This window comes from Streptomyces sp. NPDC041968 (assembly GCF_055589025.1).
The window spans coordinates 113,118-126,371 of the sequence record NZ_JBVJCB010000006.1; the positions used below are offsets into that span (position 1 = coordinate 113,118).

Genomic DNA, 13,254 nt, shown 5'->3' on the forward strand with positions numbered 1-13,254 from the left:
GCAAGACCAACGCGAACCCCGAGCGGGCGCCGCCTTCGGGCGAGCGCCGACCGAATGAAGGAGCACCTCGCATGACCGACCAAGTGGACTACCAGGTGACCGTCGAAGAGCTGTCGGCGCTGATGAAGCGCACCGCCGGCGTGCACGTCGACCCCGTCACCCTCCAGCAGCAGGCCGACGCCGGTTTCGACACCTTCGGTCTGGACTCCCTCGGCCTGCTGGGCATCGTGGCCGACCTGGAGAAGCGGTACGGGCTGGGTCTGCCGGAGCAGGCCGAGCGCTGCAAGACGCCCGCGGATTTCCTCGCGCTGATCAACGGCGCCCTGAAGACGGGAGTGTGACATGGCAGGCCACACCGAGAACGACATCACCATCGCCGCGCCGATGGAGCTGGTCTGGACCATGACCAACGACATCGACAACTGGCCCCGGCTGTTCAGCGAGTACGCCTCCGTGGACGTGCTGGAGCGCGACGGCGACCGCGTCACCTTCCGGCTCACCATGCACCCCGACGCCGACGGAAAGGTGTGGAGCTGGGTCTCCGAGCGCGTCGCCGACCCCACGACCCGTACCGTCCGCGCCCACCGGGTCGAGACCGGTCCCTTCCAGTACATGGACATCGTCTGGGAGTACACGGAGACCGCCGAGGGCACCCGGATGCGCTGGGTCCAGGACTTCGCCATGAAGCCGGACGCGCCCGTGGACGACGCCTGGATGACGGACAACATCAACCGCAACTCCCGCACGCAGATGGCCCTGATCCGGGACCGGATCGAGCAGGCGGCGGGCGAGCGGCGGACCGCCTCGGTGCTCGCCGACTGACACCCCGGCCGCGTAGAACGACCACACCGACGGAGGGCCCCTGCCCATGCACCACACCCTGATCGTCGCCCGGATGGCACCCGGCGCGGCACCGGACATCGCGAAGGTGTTCGCCGAGTCCGACAGCGGCGAGCTGCCCCACCTGGTGGGGGTCAACCGGCGCAGCCTCTTCGAGTTCGGTGACGGTGTGTACCTGCACCTCATCGAGAGCGACGAGGACCCGGCCCCGACCATCGGCAGACTGACCGGGCACCCGGAGTTCCGCCAGGTCAGCGAGCGGCTGGAGCCGTACGTCTCGGCGTACGACCCGGCGACCTGGCGCGGTCCGAAGGACGCGATGGCGCGCTGCTTCTACCGCTGGGAGCGGCCGGCCGTCGGCTGACGGTCCGTCATCCCCCCGCACCCCGCCCCGGGGTCGCCCGGCTTCCGTCGGACGGCCCCGGGGCGCGGCCGTGTTCACGACGGGGTGCACCCTGGCGTGGCACAGCCTGGTCCGACGGGGGTGCACCCCCATGGGTCGAGCGGTGTCCGGCGCGGGGCCGGTTCGCGGGACAGCCGGCCCGGCGGCGGGTGATGATCGGCGCATGACCACCACACCGCGTTTCGACCCTCACGCCCTGCTCGCCGAGAGCCGGCTCGGCGTGCTCGCGACGATCAGGTCCGACGGCCGCCCGCAGCTCTCCCCCGTGATGCCCGCCTACGATCCGCGGGCCGGCGTCATCCGCGTCTCGACCCGCGAGGGGCTGGCCAAGACGGCGAACCTGCGCCGCGACCCGCGGGCCGCCCTGGAGGTGACCGCCCCGGACGGGCGGTCCTGGGCCACCGCCGAGGGCGTGGTGACCCTCACCGGGCCGGGCACCGACCCGCACGGGCCGGAGGTGGAGGCGCTGGTGGAGTACTACCGTGCCGCCGCCGGCGAGCACCCGGACTGGGACGAGTACCGGTCGACGATGGTGTCCGACCGCCGCGTGCTCCTCACCCTCGCGGTCGAGCGGGTGTACGGCGCCGACATCGGCTGAGCGGACGCCCGAGATTTGTGCGCGGGCGGTGAAAGATCCGCCCGCCGTTTCCGTACCTCCTGGCGTACGCGTATCCGTGCGAGTCTCTCGCGTCGCCCCTGGAGGCATCATGCGCCTGTCCCGCGGCAGGATCGGAGTCGTCGTCCTGATCGGCGCGATGACCCTGACCCTCACCGCGCTGGCCTTCCCGGCCATGCTCGGTCTGGACGAGGCAGACGGAAATCAGGACCGGGTCATCGCCAGTACGAAGTTCGGGCCGCTCACGGAGGCCGACCGCGACTTCGTGGTCAAGGTCCGGGCCGCGGGGCTGTGGGAGTACCCGCTGGGCGAGATCGTGATGGAGCGCGGGACGACCGAGGCGATGAAGACGGCCGGCGAGCACCTGGTCGTCGGCCACGCCGGTCTGGACGCGATGTGCCGCGAGATCTCCCCCGAGTTGGGCATCACCCTGCCCAACCGGGCCTCCCCGCAGCAGGAGGGGTTCGTGTCGACGGTGGACGCCAAGAGCGGCGGGGAGTTCGACTCGGCGGCGGTCAACATCATGCGGGTGACGCACGGTCAGATCTTCCCGGCGATCGCCAAGATCCGGGCGACGACCAAGAACACGCTGGTGCGGCAGCTGGCCGACCTGGCCAACGACACGGTGCTGGACCACATCACGGTGCTGGAGAGGACCGGGCTCGTCGAGTACGACGAGGTCACCTTCCAGCAGACCGGCCCGGCGAAGCTGCCGCGGGAGAGGGTCACCCCGCCCCCGCCGCAGCCGGGTGAGCGGGTGCTGGTGCTGAAGCCGCGGCCCGACCTGGACGTGGAGACGGCCGCCCCGACGCCCACGCCCTCTCCGGCGCCGTGACCGCCGGGGTCCGACGCTTCGGGCGGTGCGCGGGGCCCTCGTGACCGTCGGGCTCTCCGGGCCGTGCGCCGGCGCCCCTCGGCGGTGGCGCCGCCCCCTCGGCCGCGGTGCGGTTCGGTCCGGTTCGGTCCCGGGGGAACGGCGGCCCCCGCCCGGCCGTCTCCCCCTGTGCAAAAGTGGACCGGACGAGGAGAGGGGGAACGGGACCATGACCGCTTACGGGTCCGGCAGCGGCGCCGCACCGGACGAGCCGGACGGCGTGCCGCCCCTGCCCGAGGACGTGTGGCGCAGGTTCCTCCAGGACGACGAGCGTGCCATCCGCGCCTCGGCCCCGAGGGAGCCCTCCGCGCGGGAGCGGATCCCGGACGGCGGCCCGGACGCCGGACCGTGGGCCGGCCCCGCCCCCGCCGGGGTCGGCGAGCCGTGGCACCCGGAGGACCCGTGGGCCCGCCCGGCCTGGCGTGAGCTGGACACCCGTGCCCGGCTCCGGCGGACCGGCCGGGTGATCGGCACGGCCGCCGCACTGGCCCTCGCCCTGACCGCGTGGTCGCAGCTCTCCGCCGGCGGCGGCACTCCGGGCGGTGGGCCCGCCGACACGATCGGGCGGCGCCCGGAGAGCCCGGTGCCGTCCACGGCCGCCACCCTCGCGCCGACGGCGACGGGACCGGCGAGCACCGCGGTCTTCGTGCCCGTCCCCTCCGCGCTCCCCCGCGCGTCCACCACCCGCCTGACGGCCGACGGCTGACCGCGCACCGGGGTGCCGCCCGGCCGACGGGGGGTCAGGCGCTGCGCTTGCGGGACGCCGTCTTCTTGGCGGTGCCCTTGGAGGCCGTGCTCCGGGTCGTCGCGCCCTTGCCCGTCGCCTTCTTGGCGGTGCCCGGGTCCGCCGTCTTCTTGGCGGCCCGGCCCGACCTCGCGGCCGGCTTCCCGGTGGCGGAGGCCGTGGACTTCTTCGCCTCCGCCTTCTTCGCGGCCGGCTTCTTCGCCGCCGCCGACGTGGACTTCTTGCCGCCGGTCTCCTTGGGGGCCCGCCGGGAGGAGGCCGCCCGCCGCGGCAGGGACCTGACCTCGGCCTCCTCCGCCGCTCCGGCCCCCTCGCCGCCCCGGGACTCGCGCGCCGCCCGCACACTGCTCTCCAGCGCGGCCATGAGGTCCAGCACCTTGCCCGGCGCCGCGGGCTCGGGCGTCTCCCGCGGCGTCTCGCCGGCGGCCTTCGCGGCGATGACCTCCTCGAGCGCCTCGCGGTACTCGTCGTGCAGGTCGTCCAGGTCGATCTCGCCGAGCGTGTCCATCAGCGCGTCCGCGAGGTCCAGCTCCTGGTCGCGGACGGTGACGCCGGCGTCGGGGGCGACGCCCTCGGGGGCGCGTACCTCGTCCGGCCACAGGAGGCCGTGCATCGCGATGGCGTCGCCCACGACCCGGAGCATGCCGAGGCGCTCGCGGCCCCGCAGCGCGTACTTGGCGATGGCGACCCGGTTGCTGCGCTTGAGCGCCTCGCGCAGCAGCGTGTACGGCTTGGCGGCGGGCGCACCGCTCGCCGCGAGGTAGTACGCCGAGCCCATCTGGAGCGGGTCGATGCGCTCCTCCGGCACGAAGGCCACGATCTCGATCGTCCGCGCGGTCGGGATCGGCAGCTGGGTCAGGTCGTCGTCGGTGATCGGGATCATCGAGCCGTCGGCGTCCTCGTAGGCCTTGCCGATCTCGTCCTGGGTGACCTCGCGGTCCTCCAGCTCGCACACCTTCCGGTAGCGGATCCGGCCGCCGTCCTCCGTGTGGATCTGGCGGAAGGAGACCGAGTGGCTCTCGGTCGCGTTCATCAGCTTGATCGGGATGCTGACCAGGCCGAAGGAGATGGCGCCGTTCCAGATGGATCGCACGTGCCGCACCCTTCCTGTCGGGCGGTTTGTCCATGTTTCGTGAGATTCTCATGGTATGGCGCCTATCACTGAGGTGGAGGGGCGACGGCTCGCCCTCAGCAACCTGGACAAGGTGCTGTACCCGGCGGCCGGCCTCACCAAGGGCGAGCTGCTGCACTACTACGCGACGACCGCCGAGGTGCTGCTGCCGCACCTGCGGGACCGCCCCGTCTCCTTCCTGCGCTACCCGGACGGCCCGGACGGCCAGGTGTTCTTCACCAAGAACGTGCCGCCGGGTACGCCCGACTGGGTCACCACGGCCGAGGTGCCCCGGTCGGAGGGGCCGGCGCGGATGGTGCTGGTGCAGGACCTGCCGAGCCTGATGTGGGCGGCGAACCTGGTGACCGAGTTCCACACGCACCAGTGGACCGCGGACGACCCCGCCGAGGCCGACCGGCTGGTCTTCGACCTGGACCCGGGGGCGCCCGCGACCGTCGTGCACTGCTGCGAGGTCGCCCTGTGGCTCCGCGAACGGCTGGCGGCGGACGGGATCGAGGCGTACGCCAAGACGTCCGGGGCCAAGGGGCTGCACCTGCTGGCGGGGGTGCGGGGGTCGTCGTCGGAGCGGGTGTCGGAGTACGCGAAGGCGCTGGCGGTGGAGGCGGAGCGGGCCCTTCCGCAGCTCGTGGTGCACCGGATGACGCGCAGCCTGCGGCCGGGCAAGGTCTTCGTGGACTGGAGCCAGAACGCCGCCCGCAAGACCACGGCCGCCCCCTACACCATGCGGGCGCGCTCGGTGCCGGCGGTCTCCACTCCGGTGACGTGGGACGAGGTGGCCGGGTGCGGGCGGGCGGAGCAGCTCGTCTTCCGCCCGGACGACGTCGGGCCGCGGGTGCGGGACTTCGGCGACCTGCTGGCGCCGCTGTTCGAGCGGCGGCGGGCGGCGGAACTGCCCTGACGCGCCAGGCGTCCGGGACCGGCGCCCGCCCCCTCCTCCGGTCCGGCGGCTCCTCACCCGCGGGGACGCGGACCCGGCCGAGTGGCCCGGTCCGCGCCCGCACCCGCAAGATGGACTCCCGCACGGAACGGGCCGACGGGTCACCGACGCCGGCCGCCTGACGACCGAACCCCAGGAGTGCAGTGCTCCCGAGCCGCCGTGAGCGCCCCGCCCGCGTCCCCGCCGCCCTGGCGCTGCTCCTGGTGACGGCGGCGGCCGGGGCGCTGGGCGCCTGCGGTGACTCGGGCGGGCTGCGGAGCGCGGGTGCCACACCGGCCGCACGGAGCCCGGCCCTGCTCTGGCCGGACCTGACACCGGCGTCGAGCCCGGCCTACGACATCGGCGAGGTGGACAACGAGGTCGTCAAGGGCGTCGACGTGCCCGGCGGCGACATCCGCGAGGTGGACCCGGTGGCCGTCGTGCGGGCCGAGATCGACGCGCACCCGGACGACTACGAGGACGCCGGGGCGCCGTACCGCGAGACGGCCCGCCGGATGGCGGACTGCGGTCCGGGCGGTGTCGCGCGGGAGCGCGGCCGGTGCCCGGTGCTCAGGCCGTACTACCGTGACCTGACCGGCGACGGGCGCCCCGAGATGGCCCTGGGCTTCGCGCTGCTGCCCGAGAAGCTGACCGCCGTACGCGTCTACACCGCCGAGCGGGACCGGCTCGTGCGGGTCATGTCCTACGACGACGCCGTGAGCGCGGTCGAGCTGGCCGGCCGGGCGGTGATCGTCCGCTCGCCCTCGGAGGTCTCGGGCTACGAGTACCGGCTCCAGTGGACGTGGGACGCGGACCAGCGGGCCATGCTGCTCACGAGCGACGAGATGCTGCGCACGGACGGAGGCGGGCGGCACACCGGACGTCCGTCCGCGTCCCCGTCCCCGTCCCCGTCCCGGTCGTCCTCCCCCTCGGCGAGCACCCGGTGAGGCTCCGTCTCCCGCGGTGGGCCGGATCGCTCGCGGTGCGGGCCGCCGTCTTCATCACCGTGATGTGCTGTGCGCTGGCCGCGCTGCTGGGCGTGCTGGTGCACGTGTCGGTGACCGACCAGACCGTGGGCCAGGCCAGGGAGGCCGCCCTGTCCCGGCTGGCGGAGGCGACGCGGGCGTACGAGGCGGGAGACCCGCTGCGGCGGAGCGCCGGCGTCGATCCGCCGGGCCTGCCGCCGGGGCTGCGGGAGCTGGCCGTGTCGGGCCGGCGGGGCACGATGGCCGCCGAGCACGAGGGACGCCCCACGATGTGGGCGGCGGGCCCCGCGGCCGGCGGCCGGGCGCTCGCGGTGCGGGTCGACCACACCCAGGGCGAGCGCACCATCGACGGTCTGGACCGGGCGATCGTGTGGTCGTCGGCGCTCGCGATCGGGGCGACACTGCTGGTGGGCGCGTTCGCGGTGACGCGGGTGACCCGCCGGCTGCACACGACGGCCCGGGTGGCGCGGCGGATCACCGCGGGCGACCTCGACGCACGGGTCGACGACCCCCGGGCCGGCGAGCCGCGACGTCCGCAGGACGAGGTGGCGTCGGTCGCCGCCGCGCTGGACTCCATGGCGTCGTCGCTCCAGGGCAAACTCCTCGCCGAGCAGCGCTTCACCGCGGACGTCGCGCACGAGCTGCGCACCCCGCTCACCGGCCTGCACGCGGCGGCCGAGCTGCTCCCGCCGGGCCGTCCGACCGAGCTGGTGCGGGACCGGGTGGACGCCCTGCGCACGCTCACCGAGGACCTGCTGGAGATCTCCCGGCTGGACAGCGGGCGGGAGCGGCCGGAGGCGGACCCGGAGGCGCTGGGCGCGCTGGCCGTGCGGGTGGTCCGTGGCGCGGGCACCGACACCCGGGTGGACGTCGTACGGGACGCGCGGGTGGAGACCGACCGGCGGCGGCTGGAGCGGGTGCTCGGCAACCTGGTCGTGAACGCGCACCGGCACGGGCGGGCGCCGGTGACGCTGACCGTGGACGGGCCGGTGATCACCGTGCGGGACCACGGGGACGGCTTTCCGGAGTACCTGCTCGCCCACGGGCCGCAGCGCTTCCGCACCGAGGCCGGGGCGAGGGGGCACGGGCTCGGTCTGACGATCGCGCTGGGGCAGGCGGAGGTGCTCGGCGCCCGGCTGGAGTTCGCCAACCCCCCGGGCGGCGGGGCGCTGGCGACCCTGACGCTTCCTCAGCACCGGTGACCGCGGTGGCCGCCCGGTTCGACACCGGTGTCCGGGCGGGCCGGCCGGCCGTTCCCCGATGGCGCAGTGCGGCGAGCGGTGCGTACAGGGTGCTCCTAATGTGGCGGTTAGTCACCTGAAGACCCGTTCACTCCGGAAGGTACTGCCATGCCCCTGCTTTCCGCGCTGTCCTCGCGCTCACCGGCCGTCCGGGGTGCCGCCGTCGCAGGCGGAAACGGCGGCGACTGGGGCGGGGGCGACGGTCGCCAGGAGCAGGGCCGCTCCCGGGGCGTGGTCAGCGCCGACCGGCTCCCGCTGCGCACCTCGCCGCCCCGGGGCGGGCAGGTCGTCCGGTACGCCCACCGGGGCGAGACGGCCCGCATCCAGTGCAAGACCCCCGGCGACACGGTGCGGGGCAACCCGCTCTGGTACCTCCTCACCGACGGCACCTGGGCCTGGGGCGCGGCCCGCTCCATCGACACCATCGGACCCGCGCCGCGCTGGTGTTGACACCGACCACCCCCAGACCCCCTCACATGGGTAAGTTCCGGACATGACCAAGGCCGGAACCGGAACCGGAATCACCGTGGCCCAGGCGGACACGCCCGCGCCCGTCGCCCGTCTCCCCCGGCGCCGTGGCATCGAACTCGCCCTCATCGTCATGGCCGTGCTGCTCTCGGTGTTCGGCTACTGCAACGTCGGCCTCGCCCAGCACGGCACCCTCCCGCCCGGCGCCGCCGGCTACGGCGCGGGGCTCGGTGTACTGGCCCTCCTCGCCCACCTGGCGGTACGGCTGCGCGCCCCCTGGGCGGACCCGCTGCTGCTGCCCATCGGCGTGCTGCTCAACGGCCTCGGTCTCGTGCTGATCTACCGCCTCGACCTGGAGACGCCGGGCGACCGGGCGGCCCCGGCCCAGCTGGTGTGGTCGACGCTGGGCGTGGCGCTGTTCATCGTGGTGGTCCTGCTGCTGCGCGACCACCGCGTGCTCCAGCGCTACTCCTACGTCTGCGTCGCCGCCGCGCTCGTCCTGCTCACCGTGCCGATCTTCTTCCCGGCCGTGAACGGCGCCCGCATCTGGATCCGGATCGACAGCTTCTCCATCCAGCCCGGCGAGTTCGCCAAGGTGCTCCTCGCGGTGTTCTTCGCCTCCTACCTGGCCGCCAACCGCAGCGCGCTGGCGTACGCGGGACGCCGCGTGTGGCGGCTCCAGCTCCCCACCGGCCGGGTCCTCGGCCCGATCGTGGCGGTGTGGCTGGTCAGCGTCGGCGTGCTGGTCCTGGAGCGCGACCTCGGCACCTCGCTGCTGTTCTTCGGCCTCTTCGTCGTCCTGCTCTACGTCGCCACCGGCCGCACCGGCTGGATCGCCGTCGGTCTGCTGCTGGCCTCGCTGGGCGCGGTCGCCGTGGGCTGGCTGGAGCCGCACGTGCACAGCCGGGTGGAGGACTGGCTGCGCCCCTTCGCGTCCATCGAGGCGGGCGACGGGCCCAACCAGCTGGCCCAGTCGCTCTTCGCCTTCGCGGCGGGCGGCGTGACCGGGACGGGCCTCGGACTCGGGCACTCCGTCCTGATCGGCTTCGCCGTCAAGTCGGACTTCATCCTCGCCACCGCCGGTGAGGAACTGGGCTTCCTCGGCCTGACCGCGATATTCCTGCTGTACGCCCTGCTGGTGGACCGCGGCTACCGGGCGGGGCTCGGCGCACGCGACCCCTTCGGCCGGCTGCTCGCGGTCGGCCTCTCCTCGATCGTGGCGCTCCAGGTCTTCGTCATCGCGGGCGGGGTGACCGGGCTGATCCCGCTGACCGGCATGGCGATGCCGTTCCTGGCCCAGGGCGGGTCGTCGGTCGTCACCAACTGGGCGATCGTGGCGCTGCTGATCCGGGTCAGCCACGCGGCCCGCAGCCAGGCCGACGGGCGGGTGGCGCCGTGAGAACGGAACGGCTCCGGTGACCCGGCACATCCGGCACGCCGCCGTCTTCTGCGCCCTGCTGCTGGTCGCGCTGGTGGTGAACGCCGCCCGGGTGCAGATCGTCCAGGCTCCGGAGTACGACGGCAACCCGGCCAACCGCCGCCCCGACATCGCCCGCTACCAGCAGCCGCGCGGCGACATCCTGGTCGGCGGCGAGCCGGTCACCGGCTCCCGGGACACCGGCGAGCACCTGCGTTTCGAGCGGACGTACGCGGACGGGCCGATGTACGCGCCGATCACCGGCTTCGCCTCGCAGGCCTACGGCACGACCCTGCTGGAGCACGCCGAGGACGGCCTGCTGTCCGGCGTCGACCCGCTGCTCGCGCCGCTCCCCCTCTGGAACGACGTCACGGGCAGCCACAACGCGGGCGGCGACGTCGTGACCACGATCGACGGGGCCGCCCAGCGGGCGGCGTTCGAGGGGCTCGGCCGGCACAAGGGGGCGGTGGCCGCGATCGAGCCGTCGACCGGCCGCGTCCTGGCGCTGGTGTCCACACCGTCGTACGACCCGCAGTCGCTGTCCGGGAACGGCACGGCGGCCACCCGCACCTGGGACCGGCTGAACGGCGACCCGGACAGGCCGATGCTCAACCGGGCCGTGCGCCGCACCTACCCCCCGGGGTCGACCTTCAAGGTGGTCACCGCGGCGGCGGCGCTGGACGCGGGCGTGGTCCGGGACCTCGACGCGCCGACCCGCTCCCCGGACCCGTACACGCTCCCCGGGACGCGGACCAGGCTGACGAACGAGGCCGAAGGGTGCCGGGACGCCTCGCTGCGGGAGGCGTTCGAGTGGTCCTGCAACACGGTGTTCGCCAAGCTCGGCGTGGACGTGGGCGTGCGCCGCATGGCGGCCACGGCGGAGGCCTTCGGCTTCAACGACGCCGGGCTGCGCATCCCCTTCGCCGTCTCGCCGAGCACCTTCGACACCTCGGTGGACCGGGCTCAGCTCGGGCTGTCGTCGATCGGGCAGTACAACACCCGGGCGACGCCGCTCCAGATGGCGATGGTGGCGGCGGCCGTGGCGAACGGCGGGCAGGTGCGCTCGCCGTACCTGGTGGAGCGGACCCAGCGGGCGGGCGGCAGCCTGGTGGCGACGGCCGGGTCGCGGCCCACCCGGGAGGTCATGCGCCCCGCCACGGCGACGCGGCTGAAGGAGCTGATGACCGGCGTCGTCGAGAAGGGCACCGGCGCGAACGCCGCGATCCGCGGTGCCCTCGTCGGCGGCAAGACCGGCACCGCGCAGCACGGGGTCGGCAACTCGGGCACCCCGTACGCCTGGTTCGTCTCCTGGGCGCAGGGTGAGCGGGACCTGGAGCCGAAGGTGGCGGTCGCGGTGGTGGTCGAGGGCTCGGCCGCGGACCGGGACGGCATCAGCGGGGGCGGGCTGGCGGCGCCGATCGCGCGGGCGGTGATGGAGGCCGCCCTGGGGCGGGGGACGCCCACCGGCTGAGACGCGGGGTACCGCGACGCGGGACACCGACCCAACGTTCGGTACATGACGGACGCCGCCCACGCACTCGCCCAGGTCGACGTGAACGCCTCCGCGGACGCGGCTTCGGCGACGACTGGCTCATCGTCGACCTGACGGTGTGGCGGGACATGACGCACTGACGGCGTTCGTGTACCAGGGGCGGCACCGGGAGATGCCGGCTCGGCGCCGGGTGGGGGTCGCGGAGGCGGAGTCGCGGCTGCCGCACCTGCGGACGCACGGGCCGACGCCGTACGCGTTCACCCTGCGGACCTCGTTCCCGGCGGGGGCGCGCGAGCCGGTCGCGGGCGAGGTGCCGGACGGGCTCGGTTGCTCGGCCGAGCACCCCGCACGTCCTTACTCGCGGTCGACAACTTGCGCCCAGGGGATTGACGAGCTTACTGACAAGCAGTCTCATAAGACGAAGCCAGTCCGAGCGACCGCGGGTGACACGACGAGGTGGGACAGCGATGACGACCGTGACGGAAGCCGACGCGCTCGGGGGCCTGCGCGACGCGCTCGGCCTGCTCAAGGACCGGGAGCAGGTGGCCGAGCGGCTGCTCGACTCTTCCGCCAAGCACTCCTTCGACCCGGACAAGGAGCTGGACTGGGACGCTCCCTTCGAGGAGGGGAAGTGGTTCTGGCCGCCGGAGCTGGTGTCGCTGTACGACACCCCGCTGTGGAAGCGGATGAGCGAGGAGCAGCGGATCCTGCTCTCCCAGCACGAGGCCGCGGCCCTCGCCTCGCTCGGCATCTGGTTCGAGCTGATCCTCATGCAGCTGCTGGTGCGGCACATCTACGACAAGGCCGCGACGAGCGCGCACGTGCGCTACGCGCTGACCGAGATCGAGGACGAGTGCCGCCACTCCAAGATGTTCGCCCGGCTGATATCCCGCGGCGAGACGCCGTGGTACCCGGTGAGCCCGCTCCACCAGCACCTGGGCCGCCTGTTCAAGACGATCTCCACCACGCCCGGCTCCTTCACCGCCACGCTGCTCGGCGAGGAGGTGCTGGACTGGATGCAGCGGCTGACCTTCCCCGACGAGCGGGTGCAGCCGCTGGTCCGGGGGGTCACGCGCATCCACGTCGTGGAGGAGGCCCGCCACGTGCGCTACGCCCGTGAGGAGCTGCGCCGCCAGATGGTGACGGCGCCGAAGTGGTCGCGGGAGTTCACCCGGGTCACCTCCGGCGAGTTCGCCCGCGTCTTCTCCATCGCCTTCATCAACCCCGAGGTGTACACGAACGTCGGGCTGGACCGGCGCGAGGCCCTGGCCCAGGTCAGGGCGAGCGGCCACCGCACGGAGATCATGCAGACCGGCGCGAAGCGCCTCACCGACTTCCTGGACGACATCGGGGTGCTGCGCGGGGTCGGCCGGCGGCTGTGGAGGTCGTCCGGGCTGCTGGCCTAGTCGGGGCGGTCGGTCCCGCTCGTCCGGGTGGCACCGGGGGTGTGCGGGTTACGCTGCGGTTCATGACCCCGCAGGCCCCCACCCCCGCCTACCGCCGGCTCAGCGTCGAGGAGCGCCGCGTCCAGCTGCTCGACGCGGCGCTCGTCCTCTTCGCGCACCGGTCGCCGGAGGAGGTGTCCCTGGACGACGTGGCGGAGCAGGCCGGGGTCTCGCGGCCGCTGGTGTACCGGTACTTCCCGGGCGGCAAGCAGCAGCTGTACGAGGCCGCGCTGAGGTCGGCCGCCGACGAGCTGCGGCACTGCTTCGACGAACCCCGCGAGGGCCCGCTGCTGGCCCGGCTGTCCCGGGCCCTGGACCGCTACCTCACCTTCGTCGACGAGCACGACACCGGCTTCAGCGCCCTGCTGCGGGGCGGCGGCGTGGCCGAGACCTCCCGGACCTCCTCCATCGTGGACGGGGTGCGCCGGGCCGCCGCCGAGCACATCATGAGCCACCTGGACGCGGCCGACCCGGGTCCGCGGCTGCGGATGACCGTCCGGATGTGGATCACGGCGGTGGAGGCGGCCTCGCTGATCTGGCTGGACGAGGAGAAGCAGCCGCCCCGCGACGAGCTGCGGGACTGGCTCGTGGATCAGTTCCTGGCCGTCCTGACGGTCACCGCCCACCGCGACCCGCAGACCGCGGCGCTGGTCGAGGCGCTCGCGGCGGACCTCTGACA

The 13,254-nt window shown here is 73.9% G+C and carries 15 protein-coding genes and 1 pseudogene; 15 read left to right on the forward strand and 1 reads right to left on the reverse strand.

The window, feature by feature from the left end; translation table 11 throughout:
* The first annotated feature begins 71 nt into the window (after nucleotides 1–71).
* The 6 genes from ACZ6EG_RS16450 to ACZ6EG_RS16475 all read left to right on the forward strand — a co-directional run bounded on the left by ACZ6EG_RS16450 (nucleotide 72) and on the right by ACZ6EG_RS16475 (nucleotide 3,439).
* Nucleotides 72–341 carry an acyl carrier protein gene (locus ACZ6EG_RS16450; RefSeq protein WP_356604553.1) on the forward strand — a complete coding sequence of 90 codons (270 nt, stop codon included), beginning with the start codon at nucleotides 72–74 and terminating at the stop codon, nucleotides 339–341.
* Between the two features lies 1 nt (nucleotide 342).
* Nucleotides 343–822, forward strand: coding sequence for an SRPBCC family protein (locus tag ACZ6EG_RS16455; protein ID WP_391969566.1), 480 nt, complete (start codon nucleotides 343–345; stop codon nucleotides 820–822).
* 46 nt (nucleotides 823–868) lie between these two features.
* Nucleotides 869–1,204 carry a TcmI family type II polyketide cyclase gene (locus tag ACZ6EG_RS16460; RefSeq protein WP_356604549.1) on the forward strand — a complete coding sequence of 112 codons (336 nt, stop codon included), beginning with the start codon at nucleotides 869–871 and terminating at the stop codon, nucleotides 1,202–1,204.
* Between the two features lie 202 nt (nucleotides 1,205–1,406).
* The gene (locus ACZ6EG_RS16465) at nucleotides 1,407–1,841 is read left to right on the forward strand and encodes a PPOX class F420-dependent oxidoreductase (protein WP_383646438.1); all 435 of its coding nucleotides are present in this window, start codon (nucleotides 1,407–1,409) and stop codon (nucleotides 1,839–1,841) included.
* A gap of 109 nt (nucleotides 1,842–1,950) precedes the next feature.
* On the forward strand, nucleotides 1,951–2,694 hold the full coding sequence (locus ACZ6EG_RS16470) for a DUF4142 domain-containing protein (RefSeq protein ID WP_391969568.1): 744 nt from the start codon (nucleotides 1,951–1,953) through the stop codon (nucleotides 2,692–2,694).
* A 208-nt stretch (nucleotides 2,695–2,902) separates the two neighbouring features.
* Entirely contained in the window at nucleotides 2,903–3,439 is a 537-nt protein-coding gene (locus ACZ6EG_RS16475) for a hypothetical protein (protein WP_469605140.1), read from the forward strand.
* A 34-nt stretch (nucleotides 3,440–3,473) separates the two neighbouring features.
* On the opposite strand, the gene ku is transcribed toward ACZ6EG_RS16475, so the two are convergent.
* Nucleotides 3,474–4,571 carry a non-homologous end joining protein Ku gene (gene ku / locus ACZ6EG_RS16480; RefSeq protein WP_391969570.1) on the reverse strand — a complete coding sequence of 366 codons (1,098 nt, stop codon included), beginning with the start codon at nucleotides 4,569–4,571 and terminating at the stop codon, nucleotides 3,474–3,476.
* Nucleotides 4,572–4,626: 55 nt separating this feature from the next.
* Here ku and ligD point away from each other — a divergent pair, with 55 nt between their 5' ends.
* The 9 genes and pseudogenes from ligD to ACZ6EG_RS16525 all read left to right on the forward strand — a co-directional run bounded on the left by ligD (nucleotide 4,627) and on the right by ACZ6EG_RS16525 (nucleotide 13,252).
* Complete coding sequence (ligD, locus tag ACZ6EG_RS16485) at nucleotides 4,627–5,508, forward strand: non-homologous end-joining DNA ligase (RefSeq protein ID WP_469605144.1); 882 nt, start codon at nucleotides 4,627–4,629, stop codon at nucleotides 5,506–5,508.
* Nucleotides 5,509–5,690: 182 nt separating this feature from the next.
* Nucleotides 5,691–6,473 carry a hypothetical protein gene (locus tag ACZ6EG_RS16490; RefSeq protein ID WP_469605147.1) on the forward strand — a complete coding sequence of 261 codons (783 nt, stop codon included), beginning with the start codon at nucleotides 5,691–5,693 and terminating at the stop codon, nucleotides 6,471–6,473.
* On the forward strand, nucleotides 6,470–7,714 hold the full coding sequence (locus ACZ6EG_RS16495; protein WP_391969573.1) for an ATP-binding protein: 1,245 nt from the start codon (nucleotides 6,470–6,472) through the stop codon (nucleotides 7,712–7,714). The genes ACZ6EG_RS16490 and ACZ6EG_RS16495 overlap by 4 nt, the downstream gene beginning before the upstream one ends.
* Nucleotides 7,715–7,861: 147 nt before the next feature.
* Entirely contained in the window at nucleotides 7,862–8,203 is a 342-nt protein-coding gene (locus ACZ6EG_RS16500) for an SH3 domain-containing protein (protein WP_391969574.1), read from the forward strand.
* A 43-nt stretch (nucleotides 8,204–8,246) separates the two neighbouring features.
* Nucleotides 8,247–9,620, forward strand: coding sequence for an FtsW/RodA/SpoVE family cell cycle protein (locus tag ACZ6EG_RS16505; protein WP_391969575.1), 1,374 nt, complete (start codon nucleotides 8,247–8,249; stop codon nucleotides 9,618–9,620).
* Nucleotides 9,621–9,636: 16 nt separating this feature from the next.
* Nucleotides 9,637–11,109, forward strand: coding sequence for a penicillin-binding transpeptidase domain-containing protein (locus tag ACZ6EG_RS16510; RefSeq protein WP_469605152.1), 1,473 nt, complete (start codon nucleotides 9,637–9,639; stop codon nucleotides 11,107–11,109).
* A 104-nt stretch (nucleotides 11,110–11,213) separates the two neighbouring features.
* Nucleotides 11,214–11,464, forward strand: a pseudogene (locus tag ACZ6EG_RS16515) (DUF3291 domain-containing protein); the annotation flags it as partial.
* Between the two features lie 133 nt (nucleotides 11,465–11,597).
* A complete protein-coding gene (locus tag ACZ6EG_RS16520) occupies nucleotides 11,598–12,536 on the forward strand; it encodes an AurF N-oxygenase family protein (protein ID WP_356604528.1) in 939 nt (312 codons plus the stop codon).
* Between the two features lie 62 nt (nucleotides 12,537–12,598).
* Nucleotides 12,599–13,252 carry a TetR/AcrR family transcriptional regulator gene (locus ACZ6EG_RS16525; RefSeq protein WP_391969577.1) on the forward strand — a complete coding sequence of 218 codons (654 nt, stop codon included), beginning with the start codon at nucleotides 12,599–12,601 and terminating at the stop codon, nucleotides 13,250–13,252.
* The last annotated feature ends 2 nt before the right edge of the window (nucleotides 13,253–13,254 follow it).

Bases quoted from the DNA above. Each gene is read 5' to 3' on its own strand.
- ACZ6EG_RS16475 (WP_469605140.1), top strand. From the start codon at position 2,903: ATGACCGCTTACGGGTCCGGCAGCGGCGCCGCACCGGACGAGCCGGAC.
- ACZ6EG_RS16500 (WP_391969574.1), top strand. From the start codon at position 7,862: ATGCCCCTGCTTTCCGCGCTGTCCTCGCGCTCACCGGCCGTCCGGGGT.
- ACZ6EG_RS16450 (WP_356604553.1), top strand. From the start codon at position 72: ATGACCGACCAAGTGGACTACCAGGTGACCGTCGAAGAGCTGTCGGCG.
- ACZ6EG_RS16520 (WP_356604528.1), top strand. From the start codon at position 11,598: ATGACGACCGTGACGGAAGCCGACGCGCTCGGGGGCCTGCGCGACGCG.
- ACZ6EG_RS16505 (WP_391969575.1), top strand. From the start codon at position 8,247: ATGACCAAGGCCGGAACCGGAACCGGAATCACCGTGGCCCAGGCGGAC.
- ligD (WP_469605144.1), top strand. From the start codon at position 4,627: ATGGCGCCTATCACTGAGGTGGAGGGGCGACGGCTCGCCCTCAGCAAC.
- ACZ6EG_RS16455 (WP_391969566.1), top strand. From the start codon at position 343: ATGGCAGGCCACACCGAGAACGACATCACCATCGCCGCGCCGATGGAG.
- ACZ6EG_RS16465 (WP_383646438.1), top strand. From the start codon at position 1,407: ATGACCACCACACCGCGTTTCGACCCTCACGCCCTGCTCGCCGAGAGC.
- ACZ6EG_RS16525 (WP_391969577.1), top strand. From the start codon at position 12,599: ATGACCCCGCAGGCCCCCACCCCCGCCTACCGCCGGCTCAGCGTCGAG.
- ACZ6EG_RS16460 (WP_356604549.1), top strand. From the start codon at position 869: ATGCACCACACCCTGATCGTCGCCCGGATGGCACCCGGCGCGGCACCG.
- ACZ6EG_RS16470 (WP_391969568.1), top strand. From the start codon at position 1,951: ATGCGCCTGTCCCGCGGCAGGATCGGAGTCGTCGTCCTGATCGGCGCG.